22 protein-coding genes are annotated in these 23,474 nt (G+C 69.5%); 2 read left to right on the plus strand and 20 right to left on the minus strand.

Annotation, left to right across the window (positions count from 1 at the left end; genetic code table 11):
* The 14 genes from IPJ59_RS31250 to IPJ59_RS31315 form a co-directional block, all read right to left on the minus strand.
* The coding region (locus IPJ59_RS31250) for a hypothetical protein (protein ID WP_293274736.1) at positions 1-638 on the minus strand (638 nt) is incomplete at its 3' end.
* Entirely contained in the window at positions 638-1,219 is a 582-nt protein-coding gene (locus tag IPJ59_RS31255; protein WP_293274738.1) for a class I SAM-dependent methyltransferase, read from the minus strand. The genes IPJ59_RS31255 and IPJ59_RS31250, both read right to left, overlap by 1 nt.
* Before the next feature lie 26 nt (positions 1,220-1,245).
* Complete coding sequence (locus IPJ59_RS31260) at positions 1,246-2,292, minus strand: hypothetical protein (RefSeq protein ID WP_293274740.1); 1,047 nt, start codon at positions 2,290-2,292, stop codon at positions 1,246-1,248.
* Between the two features lie 22 nt (positions 2,293-2,314).
* Positions 2,315-2,920 (minus strand): hypothetical protein, encoded by a 606-nt coding sequence (locus tag IPJ59_RS31265; protein ID WP_293274742.1) that lies wholly within the window; start codon positions 2,918-2,920, stop codon positions 2,315-2,317.
* The gene (locus tag IPJ59_RS31270; RefSeq protein ID WP_293274744.1) at positions 2,917-3,213 is read right to left on the minus strand and encodes a hypothetical protein; all 297 of its coding nucleotides are present in this window, start codon (positions 3,211-3,213) and stop codon (positions 2,917-2,919) included. The genes IPJ59_RS31265 and IPJ59_RS31270 overlap by 4 nt, the downstream gene beginning before the upstream one ends.
* 2 nt (positions 3,214-3,215) lie before the next feature.
* Positions 3,216-3,428, minus strand: a complete 213-nt coding sequence (locus IPJ59_RS31275) for a hypothetical protein (protein ID WP_293274746.1) — start codon at positions 3,426-3,428, stop codon at positions 3,216-3,218.
* A complete protein-coding gene (locus IPJ59_RS31280) occupies positions 3,425-4,108 on the minus strand; it encodes an SDH family Clp fold serine proteinase (RefSeq protein WP_293274748.1) in 684 nt (227 codons plus the stop codon). The genes IPJ59_RS31275 and IPJ59_RS31280 overlap by 4 nt, the downstream gene beginning before the upstream one ends.
* A gap of 10 nt (positions 4,109-4,118) precedes the next feature.
* Positions 4,119-4,751 carry a hypothetical protein gene (locus IPJ59_RS31285; RefSeq protein ID WP_293274750.1) on the minus strand — a complete coding sequence of 211 codons (633 nt, stop codon included), beginning with the start codon at positions 4,749-4,751 and terminating at the stop codon, positions 4,119-4,121.
* Entirely contained in the window at positions 4,744-5,640 is an 897-nt protein-coding gene (locus IPJ59_RS31290) for a peptidoglycan-binding protein (protein ID WP_293274751.1), read from the minus strand. The genes IPJ59_RS31285 and IPJ59_RS31290 overlap by 8 nt, the downstream gene beginning before the upstream one ends.
* Position 5,641: 1 nt before the next feature.
* Entirely contained in the window at positions 5,642-5,989 is a 348-nt protein-coding gene (locus IPJ59_RS31295; RefSeq protein ID WP_293274753.1) for a hypothetical protein, read from the minus strand.
* Complete coding sequence (locus IPJ59_RS31300) at positions 5,986-11,106, minus strand: SNF2-related protein (protein WP_366524730.1); 5,121 nt, start codon at positions 11,104-11,106, stop codon at positions 5,986-5,988. The genes IPJ59_RS31295 and IPJ59_RS31300 overlap by 4 nt, the downstream gene beginning before the upstream one ends.
* Before the next feature lie 419 nt (positions 11,107-11,525).
* On the minus strand, positions 11,526-14,738 hold the full coding sequence (locus IPJ59_RS31305) for an Eco57I restriction-modification methylase domain-containing protein (RefSeq protein ID WP_293274756.1): 3,213 nt from the start codon (positions 14,736-14,738) through the stop codon (positions 11,526-11,528).
* A gap of 73 nt (positions 14,739-14,811) precedes the next feature.
* Positions 14,812-15,477, minus strand: a complete 666-nt coding sequence (locus tag IPJ59_RS31310) for a hypothetical protein (RefSeq protein ID WP_293274758.1) — start codon at positions 15,475-15,477, stop codon at positions 14,812-14,814.
* Between the two features lie 170 nt (positions 15,478-15,647).
* Complete coding sequence (locus IPJ59_RS31315) at positions 15,648-15,806, minus strand: hypothetical protein (RefSeq protein ID WP_293274759.1); 159 nt, start codon at positions 15,804-15,806, stop codon at positions 15,648-15,650.
* Positions 15,807-16,350: 544 nt separating this feature from the next.
* Here IPJ59_RS31315 and IPJ59_RS31320 point away from each other — a divergent pair.
* Positions 16,351-16,881, plus strand: coding sequence for a hypothetical protein (locus IPJ59_RS31320; RefSeq protein WP_293274761.1), 531 nt, complete (start codon positions 16,351-16,353; stop codon positions 16,879-16,881).
* Here IPJ59_RS31320 and IPJ59_RS31325 read toward each other — a convergent pair.
* From IPJ59_RS31325 to IPJ59_RS31350, 6 genes are all read right to left on the minus strand, one after another.
* Positions 16,862-18,421, minus strand: a complete 1,560-nt coding sequence (locus IPJ59_RS31325) for a hypothetical protein (protein WP_293274763.1) — start codon at positions 18,419-18,421, stop codon at positions 16,862-16,864. The genes IPJ59_RS31320 and IPJ59_RS31325 overlap by 20 nt on opposite strands.
* A 728-nt stretch (positions 18,422-19,149) precedes the next feature.
* A complete protein-coding gene (locus IPJ59_RS31330; RefSeq protein WP_293274765.1) occupies positions 19,150-20,157 on the minus strand; it encodes a hypothetical protein in 1,008 nt (335 codons plus the stop codon).
* On the minus strand, positions 20,154-20,306 hold the full coding sequence (locus tag IPJ59_RS31335; protein WP_293274766.1) for a hypothetical protein: 153 nt from the start codon (positions 20,304-20,306) through the stop codon (positions 20,154-20,156). Before IPJ59_RS31335 ends, IPJ59_RS31330 begins: the two co-directional genes overlap by 4 nt.
* 4 nt (positions 20,307-20,310) lie before the next feature.
* Positions 20,311-21,003, minus strand: a complete 693-nt coding sequence (locus IPJ59_RS31340; RefSeq protein ID WP_293274768.1) for a hypothetical protein — start codon at positions 21,001-21,003, stop codon at positions 20,311-20,313.
* Positions 21,000-22,163 (minus strand): hypothetical protein, encoded by a 1,164-nt coding sequence (locus tag IPJ59_RS31345; protein WP_293274770.1) that lies wholly within the window; start codon positions 22,161-22,163, stop codon positions 21,000-21,002. The genes IPJ59_RS31340 and IPJ59_RS31345 overlap by 4 nt, the downstream gene beginning before the upstream one ends.
* An 816-nt stretch (positions 22,164-22,979) precedes the next feature.
* Positions 22,980-23,138 (minus strand): hypothetical protein, encoded by a 159-nt coding sequence (locus IPJ59_RS31350; protein WP_293274772.1) that lies wholly within the window; start codon positions 23,136-23,138, stop codon positions 22,980-22,982.
* Between the two features lie 98 nt (positions 23,139-23,236).
* Between IPJ59_RS31350 and IPJ59_RS31355 the strand changes: the two genes are divergently transcribed.
* Positions 23,237-23,474 (plus strand): hypothetical protein (locus IPJ59_RS31355; RefSeq protein ID WP_293274774.1); only part of this gene is annotated, 238 nt, incomplete at its 3' end.

Genomic DNA, 23,474 nt, shown 5'->3' on the forward strand with positions numbered 1-23,474 from the left:
TCCAGCGTGACCTGCTCCAGCAGCGGTGTGATCGTATAGAGCGGGCCCTCCTGCTCGGGGAAGCGGTGGATCGCGCTGTGCTTCGCCAACTGGATCGAGCCCGCGCTTCCAGGCCGGCACCACACCCGGCCGTTGACGAAGTCGGCTCCGTGGAACCACTCGAGCGAGGTGAGCATCGCCTCATCCGCGAAGTAGTCGCCGGCGACCACGAAGTAGTGTCCCCGGGGGCAGGTCTTCCGCGGTGATCTCGAGGGTGGCGGCTGCTCCATGGTAGGCATCCTCGGATTGAGCGCGGTGGGGTGCAGCGGCTGCGGTCGCGGAAAGATCCCGTCGCGGGTCTGCGTCGGCCAGCTCGGGTATGCGCCCCCGCTCTCGGCGAGCCCGTACTGGATCAGCAAGACCGCGAAGTCTTCAACGATCGCGGCGGCGCCCGTCCGCTCGATCACGTAGATGGCCTCGCCGACCTGATCCGGGAGCCTGGTGCCTGCGGGGAGAACCTCACCGTAGACCAGCACACGATTCTGGTCCGCCACGCCCAGGCGATGGAGGTCGGACCTCGCCTGGCGCAGCTGGTCGGCCAGCGCGTGGTTCTCGCACTTGACGGCTGCGAGGGCCTGCTCGAGCGTCGTGTCGGCCATCAGCGCTTTCCCCTTGGCCAGAACGCGGCGGCGGCGAGCAGACCGATCATGCCGGTCGCCGCGAGCTTCTCCTCGAGGCCGACGCGCCGCATCTCGACCTTCGCGCCGGCGGAGGTCGTGCCCCGCCAGCGCGCGTTGGGGTAGAGCCGGGCGGTGAGGGTCCAGGGCTGGACGTTGACGATGAAGACGTTGTCCGCGCCCCCGGCGATCCTGGCGATCTCGGCGAGCGCTGCGTCGAGATCAGGGACGTATTCGAGGACGCAGGAGACGAACACCACCGCCGAGTCGGGCGCGAGCTCCGGGATCGGTCCCTTGGTGATGTCGGCGACGACGGTCATGGGGCACTTGGGGCACCCGTTGAGGTCGACGCAGATATCGCCGCACCCGTAGGCGCGAGCGAGGCGGGTGTGGAACCCCGCATCGGGGTCGCCGATCACGACGAGGCGGCGGCCCAGCGCCACGGCGCGCTCCATCGCGGCCATGAAGGCGGCGGTGCGCTCACGGAACCTCACCATGGCGGCGCCGCTCTCGACGAGCGCGGTGTACCCGAGGATCAAACGTGCGGCGGTTCGAAGTGACATCGTGAACCCTCCTGCCCGGCGACGATTCAACTGGGCGCCTGGAGGCGCGTGATCTGCTGCGAGAGGTCGCTCAGGTCCTTGCCCACCTTCTCCACCATCGCCCGATCCTTGGCGAGTGAATCGCGGACGCGCTGCTGCGACGCGCAGATCATGTCCCATGATCGCGGCGGCCTCCTCCTCCGGGATCTCGGCGTCGTCGTCGTCGTCGTCACCGGTGGCGGCCTGGTCGCCGCGACCTCCTCGCCGTCGTCGCCGCTTTGACCGCTGTCCGCGGCGCTCGCGGGTGGCGCCTGATCCGTGCCTGGGGTGTCGTCCCCCACCGCCGCGCCGCCAGCCGAGGCCGAGCGCTCCCACGCCGTCTCGAGCAATCGCAGCTCGCACCGCAGCCGTGCGGCCTCGCCGTCCGCGGCGATGATGCCCCGCCGGATCTCGGCCTGCTCGGCGGCCACGGCCTCCTCGAACGCGAGGAGGTGCCGGGCGACGTCCATCTTGAAAGCGCTGATGGCGGGCTTGTGCGGCGGTTTGTCCGTCGGCTGCGGCGCCCTCTTCGGCGGGACAGCCGCGGGGCTACCTGCGTCGATCGGTAGCTCGACCGAGTGGGTCCCCTGCTCGGCGGCCCGCTTCGCGTTTGGATCCGCGTCGACGGTGAACTCGGGCCGAAACCGCGGCTTGTGTCCGGTCGCGCCCGGCTGGTGATTTGCAGCGCCCTGCGGCGACGGCGGCGAGTGGGGGGCCGCCCGCGTCGGGCCTGGCCGCGCGGCGTCGATATCCTCTGCCTTCTCGATGAGAGTATTAAACAGCCCGATCACGTTGTGGGTCTGCATCATGAAGTCGGCCATCGTCTTGGCGTGGGTGCGCCCGGCGATGTCCTCGACGATCTCCTGCAGCTTGGGGACGTGGACGTGCGCGCCCTTCAACAGGTCTTCGAGCAGGTCCGGGCGCTCGCCCGCGTTCACACGCGCGCGAGCGTTGTTGTCGGCGTTGTCGATCACGTCCTTGATGAACGATCCAATGTTGATGAGGGACCGAAGGCCCTCGGGGACCTCGCGGATCTGGGCACCGAGCAAATTCATCACACACCTCCTGATTTGTTTGTCACTTGCGATTCGCCACGACGACCACACCGAGGAGCGCGGCGCCCCCGAGCACGTACGGGGTCCAGCGGAGCAGCGTGGCGACCGCGTCCGCGAGGCCAAGGCCGACTTGGCCGGCGGCCTTGCCGGCCTGCACCAGGGCGTCCAGCGCCACCTTGCCGGTGGCCCCGAACTCTTCGCTCCACTGGGCGGCCCACACCGACCAGCTCGCGTCGTCGGCCGCGACCTCCTTCTTGAGCAGGTCCATCTTCGTCGCCCACGTCCGGCGCGGGTAGGCGGTCTCGATCAGCGCGACGACGGCGGGCTCGTGCTCGAACAGTGCGGACGGGTCGCCGAGCTCGCGCGTGACCGAGAGGAATTGGACGATCGCCTCCACGGGCGCGCGCGTGAGCAACTCGGAGAGCAGGGCGCGGGCCTCGCTGCTCTGGTGTTTTCCTGCGGCCGCCTCCGCGGCGGCCTGTGTGGCGCCGTGCTTCAGGGCGTCCGCGACGTAGTCGTCGTAGCCCGCGCGGATGTTCGTCCACCATAGCAGGCGGTTTTGTCGATACTTCGCCGTCTCGGGCGACAGCTCCATCTCGAGGACAGACTCCTGGGCCTGGTCAGTCATCGTCCGCCCTCCCCCGTCCGCAGCATGCGTACGCCGACCACGGGGTCCTTGGCGACGATGCAATACGGGCCCGGGCTGGTGAGCCACACGGGTTCGCCGCAGCGCGGCGTCAGGTGCAGGCCGACCTGCGAGCCCTGGCGCTGGCGCGTGACGGTCGCGCTGCCCTTGAAGATGATCACGATCACCATACCGTCGTCCTCGATGTTCTCGATGAAGGTCTCGCCGCGCATCAGCACCAGCGCGCCCACCTGGTGACGCTGGCCGTGGAAGAGCCCAAGAAGCGAATACTTCATATCTATTCATCCTCCCGCGCTCGCCGCCGGGGCGAGCTGCTCTGGACACCGAGAACGAAGCCGACGACGGTGCCGACGACGGCGCACAGAATTCCGGACGTGATGGCTCCCGACACGAACGCCTTGCGGGCGGCCGCCTCCGGCGATGGAATCTCCTCGACGAGCTCGACACGGGGCCGCTCGACGGGCGGCGTGGCCTCGATGTTGGAGGTCATGGCCACCACCGCCTCCTGTACTCGTCGACGAGGCTTGCCCAGCGCTCGGGCGCGGAGGCGACCGGGATGCCGAGCTGGCCGACCTCGGCCATGCTGATCGGCCACTCGTGCGGGCGGTGGTCGCCCATGAAGCGCTCCATCGCCTTGTCCACCAGGTTGGCCGGTGGCGAGGGACCCTGGCGCGCGGCGAGGGTCGTCCCGAGGTACTCCTCGATCGCCCGCGTATACTCGCGGGCGGTGAGCACCGTCGAGTCCTTGCTGTCCTCCGGCATGTACTTGACGCGCACGCCGGAGAAGATCGGGTCGACGGCGGACAGCGCCGCGTTGCGCCCCATCTCCAGGCGGCGGGCGCTCAGCGCAATCAGGGTGCCGCCCGAGATCGCCATGTAGGGCACGATCGCGGTCGAGGACGCGAACTTGCGCAGCCCGTCCGCGATCATCACACAGGACATCACGCACCCGCCCTGCGTGTGCAGCACGACCGTGACATCGTCGCTGGGGAGGTGCTCCATCGCCTCCAGCACCATCTCGGCGACGCGGAAGTCGATGATCGGCGTGATGATCGGGATCACCGTGGAGTAGCGGGCGACGCGATGCTCCTGCTGCCGTCGCAGGAGGAAGCTCGCGCCGAGGAACGCGGCGCCGGCCATCGCCGTCGTGATCACTGCGGTCTTGTTCATGGCGTCCCGGTCAGTGGCGATCGCTCTTCGCCGCGAGAGGAGACAGCGCCTGCAATGCGCGGAGCGCTGGATCGGCGCGGTGGTACTCTTGGGCGCCGAGGAGCAGGTCCAGCACGTCCATCGAGTCGGCCCCGCGGTTCATCGCCGAGAGGACCGCCGCCTCGAACCTGGAGATCTGGCTCAGGTATGCGTACCGGAGCGTCACGAGGGCGGCCTCCACGATCTTGGTCTCGCTCTCGTCCCATGGGGGGCGGGGCGCCGGCTCGCGGGGCGTCGCTGCAGCGCGCGACGACTTGGCCGCAGCCCGCCCGCGCGGGCGTCTGTCGACGCGCGGGGTGGATGCACTCGACACGCGGATCTCATCCTCGTCGTCGGTATCGGTCAGGGTGGCGATCTCCCGACGCAGGCTCGCCAGGAGGTCCGCCTCATCCGCCGGGGTCGCCGCGGCGGGATCATGCTTTGGCGCCGGGGGAGTCGGTGGTGCACCACGGATCCACAGCCCGGGAAGGAGATCCGTGGCGAACATCGTCACGACCTGCTGCGCCGAGACCTTGACCTCGTCGGGGAGCTCCAGCTCCGCGATCGCGGCATTTATGACCCTGGCACCTTTTTGAAGATTGGTATCACGCTTGGATTCAGGCATTGCTCGCTCTCCATCTCCAGATCGCCACACCCGCGGCCACACCAGCGAGGCCAACGGCGCCGATCACGATCTTGCCGACGAGACCCGACGCTTTGAGCGGGTCAGAACTCGCGCCGGCCGGGGTCACGGGTGAACCCGGTACGACCCCACACTCATCGCTGGTGCATCCCTGAAGGGCGAGGGCCCGCTGGATCGCGTCCTCCGTCTTCGGCCCCCACTTGCCGTCAGCATCCACGCCGAGGGCCGTCTGGGCGGCCCGCAGGGCAGCCTCGGAGGCGGCCCCCCACGCCGCGCCGACGTCGCCCGCAAAGTAGCCGAGCGCGGCCAGGGCCTCGAGGCGCTGGCGCGTCTGCACGAGCGAGACCTTGGCGCCGACCATGCGCTCGACGTAGCTCGTCGGATTTTGCAGGCCGTCCGGCGGCGGCTCCGACTTCCACCAGACGGAGTTTGCGACGCGCCCCTCGGCCGCGTAGGTCTCGAGGTGGATCATGCCGTAGGAGCCGAGGACGCGGCCGAGCTTCTCGCCCTTGCGGACGTCTCGCGCGGTCTGGATATCGAACTCCTTGTGCGAGCCGGCCTTGAACCCGCCGAGCACGAGGAAGAGCCCAGTCTTCGTCCGCAAGAACGCGGCCTTGGACCCCTCGCTCCACCCGCGGTCGATGCCGACGACGAGCGCGTCCTCGGGGGCGACGATCGTGGCGCCGTCGGGGGCGCCGGTGAGATCGATCCCCGCGTGCCAGCGCTCGCACTTCTCGAGCGCGCAGTTGAAGGGCCGCCCGCCGCCGATGCTCCACACGGCGAACTTCGGGGCGACGCCTGGCAGCACCCAGGCCGGCGCCGGATCGCCGGCGGCCATCGGTAACTTCTCCCAGTCGGTCGAGCGTGCCATGTTACTCGCGCGCCTCCCCGTCCGGCCCTGGCATCGGATCCGGTTCGAAGACCGCCATCTGGTGAACGAGGCCCGTAGAGCTGACCACCATCAAGTTGGTCTCGAACTCCCGCAGCAGGGTCACGGGCACCGCACGCAGGTACGCGCGCCCGCCGGTGATGGCGTCGTTCAGGGACTCCCAGCCGTCCACGGTGATTGCCAACACGCACGGCTGCCCCCGCATGTCGTGCTGAATGCATGTCTTGTGGACGACGAAACCGCCTCGGCGCTCAGAGACGTAGTTCCAGCGGATGTCGGGTCGCACATAGGTGCGCTCGGAAGGTTGGGTCCTGGTCGCTGGCTTGCTCATGCTTGCTGCTCCGTGTTCGCGGTCGTCTGCTTGTTGAGGAGGATGGAGGACGCCCACCGTGGATCGGCGCGGCCCTCGAACTCGGCGTCGAGCAGCAGCTCCACGGCCCCGATGGCCGAAGAGAACAGATCGTCGCCTGGCATGGGGTTGCGCTCGGCCTCGTCGTAGACCTCGTGGCCGACGGCCTCACGCGCCCGGGCCTCGATCTCCTGGCGCGTGAGCAATTCGGGCAGGCCCGAGCGGGAGCGAAAGATGTAGTAGATGGGCATGGCCTTCGCGTCGTCGGTGCGGGAAGGCATGGCGAAGCGCTCACGGAGCTGCTCGGGGGTCGGCTTGACGAGGGCCATCATCGCCGCGGCCGGGCGAACGAGCCCTGTCGCCGCTCTCGCAGCAGGGGCCGCGGCCGTCGCCGGCAGCGGGGCGCGGCCCTGTCGGCCGGTGTGATCTCGAGGACAGGTGCCGCGCCGGGCAGGGAGAGTTTGGCCGTCGCCGCAACTCTTGGCGAGCTCGGCCGCAGCGGCGCTGATGCGTCGGAGCGCTTCGTGAATGCGGCGGGCGGCGTCGACGGTTCGGCCTTCGATGAGCTGGCGGCGCGCGGCGTCGTAGTAGCCCTGGGCCTGCTCGAGCGCCGTGGTGGCACGCCGCTTGACCTCGCCCTGGCACAGCGGCGCGTCCAGCATGGCGGCCGTCCAGTAGAGCAGGGTCCGCACGTCCGCGAGCCGCTTCGGGGCCTCTGCCAGGTGATCCTCGAACGCGTTGATGTTGCTGTAGAGCAGGCGCAGGAACTCGTCCGGGTGGGTGTTGTCGTGGAGCGTGGCGCCGGGCTGCAGCCGCCCCGTGGCGTCCGAAACGATCGACCACTTGGGACGCGTGGCGTCGCCGCGGACGCGGACCACGACCTCGCGCAGGCTCGCCCGCCCCTCACGAATGCGCCGTTCGAGCACGGTCGCCTGAACGCCTCCGTCCGCGCGCATACGGCGGAGCGCGCTGTCGGGGACCACGAGCGTCTCCGAGGCAGCAGCAGCGTCGGCCGGGACCGGCGAGGGACCGGCGCTGATCGTGGTGATGGGGACGGCGATGAGGACCTCTCGCCACAGTCGGCGCATCAGGTCGGGGACCTTGATGTCGTCGCCCCGCGCGCCGGCCACGACCTCGGCGGCCTTGATGAATACGCCGGTCGACTCGAGCCACACCTCGAGCTGCATCGCGTCCGTCGGGGCCGGCTCGGCGAGTTCGGCGAGCGCCTCGGCGATGGCCCCGTAACCGTCGGCACGCTTCGGACTCTGGCTGGCCTTCAGGTCGACGCCGCGGGCCTGCACGAGCCGCTCCATCATTTCGCTCAGGTCCTGCAGCGGCGAGCGGGCGTTGTCATCGGCGTTCTCGGCGTCGGCGGCCGCCCACAGGGCGCGGTCCATTCGCTCGAGGATCGCGTCCTGGTCGTTCGCCGGCACGCGCAGGTCCAGCCAGCGCACGCCGTCGATGTCGTAGTTCACGACGTCGATCGCGGCCAGGGCATCGTCCGCGGAGCTGCCCTCGCGGAAGACGACGTACGTCTGAGTCCCGGCCCCCTGACGCTGGCTCGCCAGGCGAAAGCGGGGTTCGTCGTTGAATGTATCGAGGATCGTCGCAAGCTCCGACGATTGAGGCGCGCGGGCGGGCGATGCTTGGCCCTCCTCGGGTCGCTTGTTTAGGCCGAGCTTGTCGGCAGCCTTGCGCGCCCGCTTCAGAACTGACTCGTAGCTCTTGCCGTCGGTGATGGCCGCCTCGGCCTGCCGCAGGTAGCTCGCATACTTCGACGGGGGGAGCCCGAGTGCCCGGATCGCGCTGCGGGCCACCTCGTAGGTATTCGCAGGGTCCGCGGGCCGCAGGGTCGGCATCGGATCATAGAGTTTCTGGTCTCCATTCCAGACGCGACCATTGTACGAGATCGTATACGTCGGACCGTTCGGCAGCACGACCTGCCCCGCCGGGAAGGTCGAGGCTCCCTCACCGCTCGCCTCGACGGCGCGGCGATACTCGCGGCTGGCTTCTTCCAGCGAGGAGACGCGCTCCTGGACGTCCAGCGCTGGATGGTCCGGGGTCGCCTCGCGCTGGATCCTGAGCAGCATGGTCTGATCGACCGTAGCGCTGGGCTCTGCTGCCGTCGGTGTCGGCACATCGCTTTGGTGCGGATCGTAGTGGTTGAGATCGGTGGCGAGGTTACGGATGGCAGCCTTCCTGGCTGCTTCATGGTCGAGGCCATTCTTGGCCGCCTCGTATGCGATGCCGCGCCGAAGCGCCTCGGCCCAGGCGGCCTCCTCCTGATCCCGCGCGGCGCGGAGCGCTGCCCCCATGTGGGCCTCCTCGGCGGCTTCTTGCGCCGCGGTCGGAGATTGCGCGCCGGGCGGGGCGGTGCGTTTGAGGAGGACGGCCCGACCCGCCGGTGTCGTCCTGTAGCGAGGGAATCCTCCGCCCTTGCCATCGAGAGCAACGACCAAGCCGCGAGCGACCAGCGCGTCCTTCGTCGAATCGTGTACTCCCGGCCACGAATGCGGCTCCCATGGCCGGGCGTCCTCCTCGGCGTGCAACGCGGCGAGCGCCTCCATCATGATCACCGAGAGCTTCTGCTCCGGCTCCACGGGCACGCCGAACCATTGTGCGAACGAGACCTCTTTCAACGCGATCAGCTCGGCGAGCTCAATGACGATCCAGTCGAAGCGTCGGATGATGCCGCCGTCCCCGTCGAGCAACTCGCCTCGAAGGTCTACCTCGCGCTCCTGGCGGGGGGCCACATACAGGACCAACTGAGGCCCGTCACTCGACTGGAAACGGACCACGACCTCGTCGCCGACCGCCTCGCTATCTGCCGAGCCGTAGCGGTAGCGATCGATGCGAACCGAGCCGGTGAGCAGCTTTTGCAGCCTACGAGCGACTGTCTTCGCCGCCTCGGCCCCTGCCCGTGGGCGGATGATGGTGGCGTTGGGTTCGCTCTTCGCCTGCGGCGGCTCGCCGCGTGGGGGCTTGGTCTGCGGGGGCGTGTCGTCCGGGGGCTCGTCCTTCCCGCCCGACAGCAGGTTCTGCGGCACCCGGCGGTCCCACCACTCGAGGCCGATGTCCTTGAGCGCGGTGAACTTCTCGCCGCTCGCAGGCGCCAGCTCGAGGAACCGCTGCCATCCCGCGTGGGTGGGCAGGAGGATCTTTCCGTCGCGGATCTCCTCGCCAGTTGCCAGCGCGAGGCCCTTCTCCCCCTCGACCGGGACCACGTCGCGGTCGTCCTTGACGAGGCCGTCGCGCAGCATGGGCTCGTAGCGAGGCCACCACTTCGCCAGCCAGGCATCGGTAGCCCCGCGCCAGCGAAGCATGGGGTAGCGGCCGAAGCGGAATACCTCGGGGATCTTCTTGTCGAGGGCCGCGGCGGTGGCGACTTCGTCGTCGTCGGGCCAGGCGGGGCCGCCCGTGCGCGGGAGGTGGCCGGGGAGCAGCGGCGCGTCGTTGACGAGGCCGGTGTAGTTCACGAGTTGCCACGAGGGCGAGCCCGCCGCGCGCAGGCCGATGCGCACGCCCTGGTCGGTGTCGATGATCCGACCGAACTCGAGGTGATCGAGTTGCTCCGAGCCGGCCCGCGGCCGGGCGATCCGTAGACCCTCGTGGACCGGCGCGCCCGTGTCGGGGATCAGCACCTCGAGGTCGCGGGCCGCGTACATCCACGGCGCCCACGGCCACGCCTCCGCGTCGACGCGCTCGAGGTCCGCCAGGCGCAACTCGCCCTCCTCCCGCAGCCGGGCGGCCGCCTCGGCGTCGTCGCTCACGCGGGCGGCACGGAAGCGGGCGGCCGCTTGACGGAAGAGGCGCGTGGCCTCGAGGGCGATCCGCTTGCGGGCCTCCTCGGCCTGGCGGCGCCGCTTGTCCTCGAGCATCGCGCGGGTCTTGTCCTTGTCGCGCGAGATCATGAGCAGGATGTCCTCGGGCGTGAGCTGCTGCTGGGCCGCGGGGTTGTTGGTGTCGCGGACCTGCGACTTGATGAGCTCGCCGAGCCAGCCGGCCTTGCCATCGATCAGGCTGAAGCGGTAGCCGTCGGTCGAGCCGTCGGCGAAGTAGTAGTAAATCTGGACGACGCCGAGCGTGTTGCCCTGACGGACGGCCCGGCCGTTTCGTTGCTCGAGGTCCGCGGGCGTCCAGGGAAGATCGAGGTGGTGGATCGAACAGGTGCGGACCTGAAGATCGAGGCCCTCGTTCATGACCGAGTTGCCGATGATGACGTCCGTCTTCGGGGTGATCGTGGTATTGCTCGGTCCGCCGCAGGTGCCGGGCGGCGGCGGCTCGGACGAGAGGCCGTTGAACTCGCGGGCGATGCGGAGGCGGTCGGCGGACTTGGTCTCGGCCGCGTTCATCACTGCGATGCGGTCACGCGGGATCCCGTGCTCCACGAGGACCTCGATGAGCCACAGGTGCACGGCGGTGGGTTCGCAGAAGATGATGTGGCCGCAATGCGGGCTCGCGGCGACGCGCCGGGCGCACTCGACGAGCTTGGGGCTCGAGTAGACCGGGCGCGGTAGGCGGGTCTTGACCATCACGACCTCGCCGTCACTGTTGTACATGCGCCGTTGGGTGACGCCGCCCTCGAGCGCGGTTTGGTAGGTATATCCGTCCTCGAGTGAGCCGTGCAGGGCGATCAGTGAGAGGCGCGCGAGCAGGCCGAGGATCACGTTGCCGGGGCTGCTCTCGGGGTTCGGGTTGCTGAGGATCTCCTCGATGCGGGCGACGTAATGGCGGTACTTCGCCTCCTGGACCTCGTCCATGGCGATCGTGATCGTCTCCACGACGGGGCGCGGCAGCTTGAGGCCGACCTCCTCGGCGGTGCGGAACTCGCCGTAGCGGAAGATCAGGGTGCGCAGGTCCTCGAGGTTCTTGAAGCCGGTGACGGCGCTGCGGCGAACGATCTCGAAGGTGGAGTCCAGCACCTCCCGAATCTCGATCTTGAGGAAGCGGTCGATGAACTGCTCGGGATCGAGGATGCCTGCGCGCGTGAAGGCGGTCGGGTCGATGTATTGAATGAGGTTGTAGAACTCGAGCGGGCTGTTCTTGGCCGGCGTCGCGGTCAGCAGGACGATGCCGGCGCCGCCCGTGCGGCGGCGGATCGCGGCGGCCCGGAAATCGAGCTGCCAGGCGCGGTCCGGAGCCGTCGCCGCCGCCGCCCATGAACTTGGGCACGCCGTCCTCGCGGGCCTGCGGCATGTGCAGGTTCTTGAAGCCCGCGGCCTCGTCGACGACGAGCATGTCGATGCCGATGTCGTCCCAGGCGATGCCGGGGTCGTAGGTCCAGTCGTTCGGCAGCGCGAGGATCTCCTCGATCCACGCCTTGACGCCGTGCTCGAGCAGCGCCCGGTCGCGCTCGCTGAGCTTGTCCTTCGCCTTCTCGTTCTTGGCCTGCTCCTGGAGCGCCCGCCGGCGCAGGGCCACCGAGCGCTGGACCGCCTCGACCTCCTCGACGTAGCGGACGACGGCGGCCTCGTTCATCTTCGTCCGGGCCAGCGCGTCGTAGCTGAGCACCACGACGTCAGCCTGGCCGCTCTGCAGGAGCTGCCACTTCTGGGCCCGCTCCTGCGGCGTGTCGGTCTCCGAGGTCATGAGCCCCTTGCGATCGCCGCGGCTGATCTGCTTGCGCTTCGAGCCGATCACCAGGACGCGATAGTCGGGGAGCGTGCACAGGATGTCGTCGTGCCACTTCCACACCAGCGAGCTCGGCACGAGGATCACCGGACGCCGGACCACGCCCTCCTGGCGCGCACGGGCGATGATCGCGAGGCGCCGTGTAGGTCTTGCCGACGCCGACATCGAAGGCGATGAGGCCCCCGAGCAGATCGAGGACGCGACGTGCCCCGGCGATCTGGTGCGCGCGCGGCTTGGGTGCCCCGGCGCCCCAGCGGGCGATGTACAGCGGCTCGGCGCTGTAGCTCGGGACGATGCGACCGCGGGCGGCCCGGTTGTAGGCGTGGGTGAGGGCGTCACGGCGCTCGGGGTCGGCGGCGATGTATTGCACGAACGACTCGGCCCACTTCCTGGCCAGGGCGACGCGTCGATCACCGAGGCTCTGCTTCGCCGCGGCCTTCTCCTCCCGGGTCATCGGCGGGGCGTCCCGGTCGCGCTTCTCCTGCGGCGGCCGGAACATCTCGGGGTCGTGGTTGTAGTAACCGAGGAACGTCAGCACGTCGGGCGACACGGGCGGCGCGTCGGCCTTGATGTAGTCGTAGCCGCGGATCTGGACGAAGCCGTCGACGCGCTCGAGCTCGACCCGGCCGTAGTTGGCGTTCAGCGTGCTCGAGAGCCAGCCGCTCACGAGGGCGAGGTCGATGTAGCCGTGGCGCGGGTCGATGTCGGTGATGTCCTCGAACACCGCCGGCTTGATCGCGTCGAGCAGGCGCCGGACCTGAACGCGGGCTTGCTCGTCGCCGCGGGCCGCACGGGCCTGAGCGCGGTCGTATCGCGCCCACAGCTCGTAGCCCGCGAGGTACGCGTCGCGGGGGTAGAGCTCATCCCACGCGTCGCCGTCGAGGTTCCACTCGGCCTTGATCAGGGCCGCGAGCGCGTCCTCCCGCGAGCGGGTGCCTCCCTGCTTGGCGTGAAACTCGAGGAGCTTCTTGACCGACAGCTCGCGGTGCGTGCGAAACAGCAGCTCGGCCTGGGCCACGACGTCGTCGGCGGGGCCGGTGAACTTGGGCTCGATCCGCGGGGGCTCGCCGAGCGCCGAGATCAGGGTGCCGCTTCGGTCGAACGCGTTGAGGATCTGCTGGGCGGCTTGGAGGCCGCGCTTGCCGGCCAGCTCGCGCAGCTCGGCCGACCTCGCGGGGTTCCCGAAGCTGGCCGCGAAGTCTCGCAGCGCGGCGTTGAGCTCGGGCCACAGCGCGTTCACTCGATCGGCATCGTCGGCGCCGAGGGCGGCGAGGTAGCGGTCGACGCGGGCGCCGAGCTCGAGCGCGTGGCGCAGGTCGCCGACGACATCCGCGGGGATGCCGTCGTCGCCGCGGACGACGGTCTGGAAGTTGCCCGCCTCTCGCGGGGCGATCACGTTGAGCACGCAGCTCGTGCAGACGGGTCGCGGGGCGAGGGGCGGGAGCCGGGTGGGTAGCTCGCCCGTCACCTTGTAGCGCCAGCTCGTCGTCTTGCCGGCCTCGTCCTCGCCGCTGAACGGGCCGTCCTCCACGCCGAGCAGGTGGTCCTTGTTCTGGACGAAGTAGTCGCCCTCGAGGATGTAGCGGTCGGCCTCGTCGACCTCGGTCAGCTCGCCGCCGCGGCTGCGCCAGAAGATCATGTCCATCACGACGGAGGCGCCGGGCACGTTCTCGTGGCCCTTGCGGTCGTGGCTAGGCAGGCGGAAGGCGCCGAGCAGGTGGTTGCGAAGTAAGAGCTTCTCGCGCAGGCCCCGGTTGAGGCTGCCGCTCAGGAAGCCGGCGGGCACGAGGAACACGCCGATCCCGCCCGGGATCAGCAGATCGAGCCCGCGACGCATGAAATACGCGTAGGCGCGCTTCTCCTTGTAGAACTCGTCGGGGTCCTCGCGGGCCATCGCGCCCCGCTCGCCGTACGGCGGGTTCGAGACGATGAAGCCGATCGTGCCGCGCACCCGCGCCGACTCCTCGCGGATCCACCGCTCGAAGGGCATGTGGTAGAGGTCGATATCGGGGCGCAGCGCGCGGAGCAGCGTCGAACTGACCTTCGAGTATTCGACAGCGGTCCAGTGGATGCGCTTGATCTGGCCGCTGGCCTCGAGCGCCAGGCAGAGGCGCGCGCTGAAACCGCCGAGAAGCCGCCCGATGCCAGCGCTCGGCTCGAGCGCGTGCACCACACCGTCGGCGCCCGCGAGCTCGGCGAGCAGCGGGCACAGCGTCTCCGCGAGCGCCCTGGCGATCCGAGGTGGCGTGTAGTACTCGTGGATCAGCCCGAAGGTCTCGGGGATGAGCTCGCGCGGGAGCTGGCTCTCCACCTTCTCGATCGAGAGGCCACCCCAGCCGGAGTAGCCCGCGAGGATCTGTCGTTCGGCGGCGGTGAAGTCGCTGGCCTCCTTGCTCAGGACCATCCGCATCGCCTTCAGGTTGGCCTCGCGCCGCCAGGAGACGCCGCGCAGATCGGGCTCCAGTTCCTCGGGCTCGTCGGGGGTCATGGATGCACCAGCGAGGGCGCGTGCGCGGGCCCAGAACGCCATCGCGTAGCGGTCGATCCGCGAGCCTGAGGCCGTCACCTCGATCGCGGCGATCTTCTTCTCGGTCTCCACGGTGATGGGTCCCAGCGCGCCAAAGCCGGCGCGCAGGTGCACGGTGCCGCGCCAGTCACGGATCGCTGCCGTCGAGTCCCGGGCCATCACGACGAGGGACGGATAACGACGCAGGAGGGGCACCGCGTCCCACCCGGCCTCGCGCAGCAGCACCGCCTCGGCGCGCATGCGGATGAAGGTCAGGGCCATCTCGAGGGCGTCTGCCTCGGCTTGCGCCCTGGCGTCGTCCCTGACTTCGGCATCTGCCTTGGCGACGCTTCGCTCGACCATCCTGGTCATGCGCTGCTGGATCCGCCGCACGACGACGTCGTCCGGCTGGTCATCGAGCGCTCGCTCCTCGGGCACGAGGGCGGCGTAGGCGGCGAAGTCGTAGTCGTACTTCGGGCGCTTGCCCTTCTTGAGCCGCTCGGCCCCGAGCACCGCGGCCACCATCTCCTCGAGCGAGGCGCGGTGCTTCGAGACGAGGTTGACGATGAAGGCCGGCGAATACTTGTCCGCCATGGACGCCGTCCACCCCGGAATGATCTGATCGAGCGCCTGTGCTGGTGTCATTGTGATCCCTCGATTCTCGTCGTCATACGACCTCGATCTTGGCCTTGCGCGCGAGCCTCCACAGCTCGGTCGCGAACGGGGCCAAGGTTTCCTTGGTGTTCTTGGGCGCCGGGGCCTTCATCTTCTCCATCAAGGCGAGGACCTTTTCCTCGGCCTTGCGCATGTCGGCATAGAGGTGGTTGAGCGTGCCGCGGCGGTAGGGGTGGATGTGGAGCCCGCCCATGTGATTGCGGACCGCGACCACCGTGCCGCTGGCGATGATGGCGAGCGCCGGCCCCCCGGTGATGAGCAGCGCCACCGCGTCCCACCCGCGCTCGCGCAGCAGCATCGCCTCGGCGCGCGCCAGCACGTACTCGCGGGCCGTGTTCTGAAAGACGTCCCACTCGGGGCCGCCCTCCGCGAGCTGGCGATCGATCCGCGCGTTCAGGCGCTTCAGTACGGCGGCGTCCTTCATGAGGTCGCGCGGCCGCTCCCGCTCCACGATCGCGTTGTAGGCCACGAAGTCCTCGGGGGTGTCAGGCGCTTCGCCGCCCTGGGCCCGGAGGAGCGGCAGGGCCTCGGCCAGGATCGTGGCGATCGCGTCGCTGTTCGCCTGCTCGAGCCGAACGATCGCATCGAGCGAGAACCGGGCGGAGATCTGCGTCCGCCACTGCTCGACCGCGTGCTTGATTCGATGCTCAGCGGCCACGTTGCTCCTTCATGGGCTCCTGTGGCCCGGTGGTGGAGGGCTCAGCAGGAGGTGAGTCGCAGGCGAGCCACGCGGCGGAGTAGTAGAAGATTTGGACGGTGTCCGGCGCGTGGCCGTGGCGGATAGCCCGGCCGCTTCGCTGCTCGAGGTCCACCGGGGCTTTGATTCGATCAGCGGCCATGGGGCTCCTTGCCGGGCGCTGCGGGTTTGAGGGGCTTGAGGGGTAGCCCGACTTCGGCGGCGTGACGCAATGACACGAAGGCGAGGATGCACAGCCGCAGATCGTCCAGCGACTTGAACCCGGCTCGCTTGTCGGCGGGAGGTCTCATCACTTCGTGCCTCCGGCGCCTGGGCTGTCCGCAGCCTCGTGCTCATGTGGGGCGTGCCCGTGTTTGTGCTGGCAAGGGCCACACGCACACGTGGCGCCGCATCCGCCACAGGATGCGCGCGTGGGCGTGTGCCACTCGGCAGGCGTGTCATGGATGCTGATGTGGCCGTGCTCGACCCACGTCCTGGCCATTGGCACCAGGACACCGGGCGCGGCCGACACCTCGTACAGCGAGCCACGCTGCTCCGGCAGCGGCGGGCGACCGCCGAGGAGCGAACAGGCGACGACGCCGTCCGCGCCCAGAATGCGCCAGCCGCCGCCCTGCATCTCCACGACATCGTGCGTATGTCGCGAAGCGCAGCATCCTCGGCGGACGCGTCAGTGGTCTGCGTGGCCGCCGGCTCGGGCGCGGGCGTGGGCGTGGGCGTGGCCTCCTGTTTTGCCCTCCGCTCGGCTCGTGGCGGCGGATCGTCGAGGGTGGCCTCGGGCGGGCAAAAGGCGTTCACCTGGTCCGGGGTGAGCTCGGACTCCCGCATGCCCCGATCGTGCAGTCGCTGGGCGTTCTCCTTGGCGTTGCTCAGGTCCTTGAAGCATCCCAGCGGCTCGGGGGGCTCGTTGCGGCGCTCGAAGAACAACGCCCACGTGCGATTGAAGAGGACCTTGAATTGGCCAGCCCCCGAGCGGGCGAGGAAGCCGTCGAACCCGGCGTCGCGGGTCGCCTTCCACTCGAGCGCGCTCGTCCGGCGCTGGCGACGAGGGTCGGCGGGGGCGTCGTTCGCCGGGCGGGCCGCGGTGCGGCTGGCTTCTCCGCGGGCTTTTCGTTCGCCGGACGGGCGGGCCGCGGCTCGGCTGGCTTCTCCGCGGGCTTTTCGGCCGCCGGTTTCTCCGCGGGGGGCCGCTCACGTGTGGCCTCACCTGTCGCCGCGGCGGGCTTGTTCGCGCCCTTGCCGGACTCGCAGTGGACCGTGCCGTCGGAGCGTTGCTCGATCCTGATGGTTTCGCCGGTGCTCTCCTCTTTGAGCGTCACCTTCACATGCTGCACTCCCCACTTCATGGTCAACCTCCCTGAGCTCTGACGTGTTTGATCCCGAGGGCGAGCGCGATCGAGGAGACCAGCGCGGCGCCGCCATAGATTGCGGGCTTCACCCATGTGGGCCCGCGTGGTGTTGTCTCTGGATTTGGATCGAAGGCCAGGCCGCCCTGCGCCGGCAACGGCCGCGCAGGCGCGGGCTGCTTCGGGTCGAGCGGCTGGCCCGCGGCTTTCGGGTTGCCCCCGAGCTTGGACATCGCGGCCGCACGCTGCAGCGCGCTCGTTGGCACGCCGGACGTGCGCAACGCGTCGGCGTACTCCTTGTCGACCTCACGCACGGTCTCGTACTCGACCTTCATGCGGTCCGGGTGCGTCAGGAGGCGCTTGCGCATCTCGATGCAGTAGTCGCGCAGGGTGGCGTTCCCAGGGCCGGCGAACGCGGCGTAGGCCGGGCGACCGTCGACCGCCTCGGGTCGCACATAGGCGCAGTCGAGGCTGCGCGAGAGGCGTCGGCGCTGGAGCTGCGCGACCGCCTGGACGGCGGGCGTGATGATCGCGTCGTCGGCCCGGCGGTACTTCGAGAGCAGCAGATCGCCGGGGGGCCATGGGACGCAGAATCGGCCCTTGCCGTTCATGTAGGGGGACGGCGGCGGCGCCGTGTAGACGCCGGTCTTGGCGTCGCGCAGCCACTTGCGGGCGAGGTCGTTGCCGTCGACGCGGCGGCCGTTGACCTCGCCCTCGGTGTACATGCATGGCGTGCGTGAGGCCGCGGTGGCGAGGGCGCCGGTCTTGAAGGTGCCGCTGGTGACGAGCGGGACCGAGGTGCCGTCCGTCGCGCTGGGAGTGATGACGCCGGACGCGTTGGTCCCGAGGCGCCACTCGCCGAGCACCTCGCGGGCGAGGTAGGGGAGCAGATAGTCGCCGTAACCCTGCTCCATCGCAGATGTGTAGAGCGCGGTGAACCAGTCGCGCCACATGGTCTCGAGCTTCGCGCAGTCGACCTTGTACGCGTCCGGGCCGCCGGCCGCGACCTGCTGCCAGGTGGCGCCCGCGAGCTGCTGCAGCGCGGGGAAGAAGTCGCCGGTCTGCGTGAAGTCGCCGTAGCGGTGGATCAGGGTGGCGTCGTTGTAGAAGCGCAGCGCGTCGGCGGGGGGCTGGGGCCGGCCCCGGTACTGGAGGAGGCCCGCGACGCGGAAGGTGCCCGGGATGCAGCCGTACATGCCGTTGTAGGCGACGGTCTTGTTGGTGAACGGGGCGAGGACCTTGCCGAGCACGGTCTTGCCGTCTTTTTCGACGCCGTCGAGCAGGGACCAGGTGGTCGCCTTCGTCGGCGGTGCGAACATCGGGGTCCAGTCGACGCCGGGTCCGTCGATGTTGATGAAGGTGCGGACCCACTCCTGGTCGACGTCACGGTTGTATCGGCCCCACGGCAGCTTGGCGCGTTCCTCGACGGGGTCACTCGACGCCAGCCCCTTGAAGAGGCTTGCGAGGGCCTTCCCAACGCCAACGACAATCCCGATGATCCACCCCGCGACAGGGATGGCGGAGACCGCGTTCAAGGCGATGTCGATCGCAACACTCGCCATGGCTCCGAGCAGCGCCGTGGGGTCCGACGTGAGCGCGAATGGGACTTCTGCAAGAAGCCCGGCGATGGAGTCGCTCTTCGGGTTGATCCACGCGACCTTCCCCACACCTCGCCCAGCACGTCGCCGCTAGGGTCGCCTTCTTCTTCCAAAGGAGCTGCGTGGCCTGGTTCCACGCTTCGCGCCCGCCTGGCTGATCAGGTCCTCGCCAACCGTGGTCTGCCGCCTCCTGGCCCTCTCCAAGGAGTGCCTGAAGCGGCCTCATCGGCTTGGCTTCATCGGCCAGGGTATGGGCTCAGGAAGAGGTCGGTACGCGATCGAAAAGGCGATTGTTCGGGTCGATGATCATGAGGCACGCTCACACAATCGACACCGCACTTCAGGGAGCGCCCAAGGGTCTGCGGGCACGCCAGGGCGTTACCTCGTCACAGACGATCCGAAACGCCTGTCGAGCACTCATGGCGGAAACCCTCGATCGTCGGGCAGTCGCTATCTTGTTCAGCAAAGGGGCGCGCAATACCCCTCGCACTGTAGACCATCGGCACAACTGCCGGCTCGTCACGCCACAGGGCTCGCCAAACTTCGCGGTCGGCTCGTCGTCCTTGCAGCCAGCGCCAAGGATGAACAGGAGGGGGATCAGGACGGTGGGCTTGAACATGCAGGTACCGTAGCCCTGCGCGGTCTCGCCCGTCCAGCGCCCACGGTCGATTCGCTCCCATCCACGGCGCGGGTCAGCTCGCACGGACCACCCCCTCCGCGTACGCACGCAGGCACGGGTCGTTGGAGCCGCGGGCCACACGCTGGACGTCGCCTGGCATGGCGGTCAGGTCGCGGAGCGTCGACCGGCGAACCGCGAAGAAGCACGCGAACCGGCGCAGGATGTGATTGTAGGCAGGTGCGGAGATCCGGCCGCGCGGGCCGTCCAGGCCGGCGACGTGCAAGCTGCCCTGGTGGACGTGCAGGAAGCCGTTGCGACGGTACAGGCGGCCAGCCTCGGCACGACCGGGCTGGTACACCGGCACGCGCGCGAGGAGGGGGGCGGTGTGTGTGGCGAAGTGCTGGTAGATGGCGACGACCTGGCGGGCGTCCTGCTGCAGGTTGATCACGGGGTCCATCAGGCTGACGGCGGCGCGCAGCCCCTCGAGCGCCGGTTGTGTCGTCGAGGAGACCCACCGCGCACCTGGACCCGCGCCGTCGAGCCGTGTGCTGTAGATCCATGGGAAGGTCCCGAGGTGGAGGACGAGCGGCGTTTGCCAGCCGCACGCGCTCGCGGCCCGCGGCCGCGGTCCATCCCAACCGTCGCCGAAGTAGCCAGGGGCGGTGTCGGGGTAGAACGCGCGCAGGGATTGCCCGCCGTCGCTAAAGCATGCGCCCATCGGCAGCGTCGTCGGGTCGACCGTCACCCGCCACAGCTCGCCGCGCTCACGGCCGCCGCTGGCGAGGCCCGTGAGCGCGGCGAGCTGAACCTTGCCTTGCGCGTCGCTCACCCCGGGCCGAGCGTCGCGCAGGGATCGCTCGAACGCGGCGAGGCCGGCCTCCTGCGCCGCGCCGATCGGGTTGTCGCTGCGGGCGGAGGGCGCCGCGGCGAGTTGTTGCGAGAAGCCGAGCAGTTCGGCCAGCGCCTTCCACTGGAGGGCGTACCAGGCGCCGAGGTCGGTGCGCGAGCGCAGGCTGAAGTCGCCGACGAGGTCCGCGACCTGCTCGATCTCCGGGCCGTAGCAGTCAAGGGTCGTGGTCATGCCAGCTCCTTGGGCAAAGCGCCGACGAGGCCCGCGAACACGGCGGGGACGCCGGGCCACGCGGAGGGGTCGAGCTTCGCGGGGATGGTGGTGGCGTCGGCGAGGTCGATGCCCAGTGCCTTCGCGTCGGCGAGGAAGCGCGCGCGCACGTCGTTAGGTCGCCCCGCCGCGGCCCTTGCCGAGCAGTCCGGGGTTGGCCCATCCGACCTTGATGTCGGCCACGTCGTCCACGCGGTAGTGCTTCAAGATCCGCTGCATGTAGACGGCCGCGCCGAAGGCAGCGGCGCGCGGCTGAAACATGATCTCCGGCGGGGCGTTCAGCAGCGGGGCCTGGCCCCGACCTCGGGCACGCCGGTCCACAGGAAGTAGGGGCGCGAGCTGCCCGAACAGGCCGCCGCTACCGAAGTCGGCCGCCTGTTCGCCGTATCGCAGCGGGGGGTTGCGACCCTTGTTGTTGACATACGCCTGCCGCGAATCGTCGCGCTCGTCCTGCTCGTTGGCCGCGTTGCCGTTGTGCGCGGCGGTGACAAAATGCCGACTCGCGCTTGGCGACGATCGCCAGGTAGCGGGCGGCGCCGAAGGATCCTCGGGATCTCCTCGATGAGCAGGAGCAGCGGGCGCAGATCGAAGGGCGTATCGCCCCAGTTGCGCAGAGGTCGCCCTTGACGTCGGCGCGGTCGGCAGCGGCGGCAGGTCGATCTGCGGCGCCGGTCCAGGGCAGGCGCGGCCCGGGTCCTGCGGTGGGTGGAGCGCCGCGCTGGCGCGGCGGCTGAGGAAGAGGGCGCCGCCAGCGACGCCCGTGAGGCCGAGCGTCGTGGCCAGTCCGATCCAGGTGCTGCGGTTCATTGCTTTCGCGCCTCCCCGGCCTGGCGCTCCAGCTCGGCCTCCAGGCGCCGGCTGGCGCTGTCGCGCGTGAGCGCGTAGACGGTGACGCCGGTGGCGACCAGCGCGGTGGCGCTGGCGACCAGCACGGCCGGCTGCTTCCAGAGCGGCACGGCGGCGGGCTGGGTCGCCGGGAGACCCGGCGAGGTCCCACCGGGCGCCGGAGCCGGGGCGCCGCTCGTGGCACCGTCGTCCTGGCTCTCCCTGGGCCCCTCCGCGCCCGGCACGGTCCAGCCCTGCGGTCGGATGTAGCGGCGGATCTCCGCCGTGTCCCAGCGGTCCAGCGCGCTCTGGAGGCCCTCCCAGGCGGGCCCCCTCGGGCGTGCCCCGGGCGGGGAGCTGATTGCCAGGGTCGGCGTCGGCGATGTCGGCCTGCCCCCGCAGGAGGATGAGCAGGGCCGGCGTGGTCGGCACCACCGGCGGCGCGGCACGCCGATGGTGCCGATGCCGCCGCCGCCGCGGGGCCGCACGTCCCGTGGCGGACGGGCGGCAGGCGGCGGCGCCTGCACGGCGCTCCATGGCCACGCGCTCGTCGGCATCTTCTGCACGCGCGCCATGAAGGCCCCGCGCGCCGTGTCCTCGGCGTCGTCGTAGGCGGCCTTGATGAGCGTTGCGACGTCTGGCTCCCGCAGCAAACGCTCGGGGCCAGCGACGGTTCGCTCGAGGTCCGTCAGGGCGATGAGCTTGTCCACGCGATGTCGATCGAGCAGCGGCATGGCTAGAGGCCCCCTCGTATCGACCGCGGAGGCGATCGCCAGGGAAGACGCGGACGATCTCGATGTCCGCGACCAGCTTCTCCCCTGGATGCTTGGGCTCGCCTCGAGGGCGATCATGTCGTCGTGACTGACGAACTGGACCCGCGACCAGCGCACCGTGGTCAGGTTCGCCTGGACCACCCGCGCCTGCCGCGTCTCCGCGTCGACGAGGTGGAGCTTGCCCGGGGACGTGCCGTTGCCCGCGTAGCGCAGCGTCAGGTAGACGCCCTGGTGCCGCGGGTACAGGGACAGTTCCGACGTGGGGATCGGGCCGGTGTTGTTCTCGTTCGTTGTAAGCAGGCCGCTCAGCGGGCTGAACACGAAGTTCGGCTGCCAGGGCGCGGCGTTCAGGTTCGGGACGAAGGGCACCCCGGGACTCGCGGATGAAGCGCAGGCGCCGGACCTGCGCGAAGGTCTCGTGCCCGAGGGCGTATTGCACGTTGTCCCCTCGTTGAGCTCGTTGACGATGAGCACGACCTGCGCCCGCCGCCTTCCCTGGTGAGCAGAGCGATCCGATCGCCCGGGAAGACGAGCACGTGCTGTACGTACGGCGTCAGCTGGATCTCCTCGCGGATCGAGTTCAGCGGGTCGGACGCGAGGACGCGGGCGATCGACTGCGGGTTGAACGACGAGCCCGCGAAGCCGACCAGCTTCGGGCTCGCGTTGCTGAACAACCCGGAAGAGCGTCGAGTCGATGATGCCGGCCGGTCCAGGCACGTTGGTCTTGTAGTAGCGCTGGCCGAAGACAGTGAAGTCGTCCCGTGTCTGCGGCATCGGAGTGACGCCGTCGAAGTCGCCCTCCTTGTTGAGCTCGATATAGATTGGTTCGGTCATGACGTTCCTTTCTCCGAGGCCGGGCCCGCGTGCGAGGCGGGCCCGGCCCTGGCATCACATGGGGGCGGCCCCGGGGGTGACGCAGCCGCAGCGCCTTTGCAAAGCGCAGGAACTCCCTGTTGTTGTAGTAGACCGTGACGAAGGCCGAATCGAGGGTTGTTGGCCGCGCCGTTGTTCCTGATCACCAGGGCGAGGGTCCGAGGCTGCCCACGTCGATCGAGGCGTTGCGGTACTCGGGGAAGGGCACGTTGATCTGGGTGCCGTCCTTGTTCAGGAACTGGTTGCCGCGCATCACCGAGCCGACCTCAGGCGGCCCTGCCCGTGCCCACGCCGCCGGAAAGAGGTAAAACGTCAGCGTGAAATCGAGGTAGTTATTTCCGCCACCTGCCAGGCCAGATCGATAGCGATCTTGGTCGGGGTACCCCGGCCGCGGCTGGTGGGGTCAGGCGGATCATCTTGGTCGGGCGGCACCGGGAAGGCGTTGACGAAGTCGCCGCCGAGCCCGGTCACGATGACCTCGAGGTTGACCTGCGCGTCGTCGCTGCACTTCCGTCGAGCGTGCGCTGCGAGAGTTGACCTGGCCCGGGCAGACGTACCCCTGCAAGAACATGTCGGTGGCGTCGCAGCGCTGGGTGATGTCCGGGGCACTGCCCCCGACCCGCGCCACGCACGACCTGGATGTACGAAGCGCTCCAAGACGCCGCTTCATCCGCTCGAACAGCCCCGGGCATGCAGGCCAGCATGCGGAGCCGGTCCACATGCTCGCTGAACACGAACTCACCATCACGGCCGAGCATCTCGACCGGAACCAACTTGCCAATGTTGCTCATCGCATCTTCCTCCTTG

It is taken from the genome of Nannocystis sp., assembly GCF_016714285.1.
GTDB lineage: Bacteria > Myxococcota_A > Polyangia > Nannocystales > Nannocystaceae > Nannocystis.

Excerpts from the sequence above, each read along its gene's own strand:
- IPJ59_RS31315 (WP_293274759.1), bottom strand. The coding sequence starts at position 15,806 with ATGAGACCTCCCGCCGACAAGCGAGCCGGGTTCAAGTCGCTGGACGAT.
- IPJ59_RS31290 (WP_293274751.1), bottom strand. The coding sequence starts at position 5,640 with ATGGCACGCTCGACCGACTGGGAGAAGTTACCGATGGCCGCCGGCGAT.
- IPJ59_RS31270 (WP_293274744.1), bottom strand. The coding sequence starts at position 3,213 with ATGAAGTATTCGCTTCTTGGGCTCTTCCACGGCCAGCGTCACCAGGTG.
- IPJ59_RS31330 (WP_293274765.1), bottom strand. The coding sequence starts at position 20,157 with ATGACCACGACCCTTGACTGCTACGGCCCGGAGATCGAGCAGGTCGCG.
- IPJ59_RS31305 (WP_293274756.1), bottom strand. The coding sequence starts at position 14,738 with ATGGCGGACAAGTATTCGCCGGCCTTCATCGTCAACCTCGTCTCGAAG.
- IPJ59_RS31285 (WP_293274750.1), bottom strand. The coding sequence starts at position 4,751 with ATGCCTGAATCCAAGCGTGATACCAATCTTCAAAAAGGTGCCAGGGTC.
- IPJ59_RS31275 (WP_293274746.1), bottom strand. The coding sequence starts at position 3,428 with ATGACCTCCAACATCGAGGCCACGCCGCCCGTCGAGCGGCCCCGTGTC.
- IPJ59_RS31255 (WP_293274738.1), bottom strand. The coding sequence starts at position 1,219 with ATGTCACTTCGAACCGCCGCACGTTTGATCCTCGGGTACACCGCGCTC.
- IPJ59_RS31325 (WP_293274763.1), bottom strand. The coding sequence starts at position 18,421 with ATGGCGAGTGTTGCGATCGACATCGCCTTGAACGCGGTCTCCGCCATC.
- IPJ59_RS31260 (WP_293274740.1), bottom strand. The coding sequence starts at position 2,292 with ATGAATTTGCTCGGTGCCCAGATCCGCGAGGTCCCCGAGGGCCTTCGG.
- IPJ59_RS31265 (WP_293274742.1), bottom strand. The coding sequence starts at position 2,920 with ATGACTGACCAGGCCCAGGAGTCTGTCCTCGAGATGGAGCTGTCGCCC.
- IPJ59_RS31295 (WP_293274753.1), bottom strand. The coding sequence starts at position 5,989 with ATGAGCAAGCCAGCGACCAGGACCCAACCTTCCGAGCGCACCTATGTG.
- IPJ59_RS31340 (WP_293274768.1), bottom strand. The coding sequence starts at position 21,003 with ATGAACCGCAGCACCTGGATCGGACTGGCCACGACGCTCGGCCTCACG.
- IPJ59_RS31280 (WP_293274748.1), bottom strand. The coding sequence starts at position 4,108 with ATGAACAAGACCGCAGTGATCACGACGGCGATGGCCGGCGCCGCGTTC.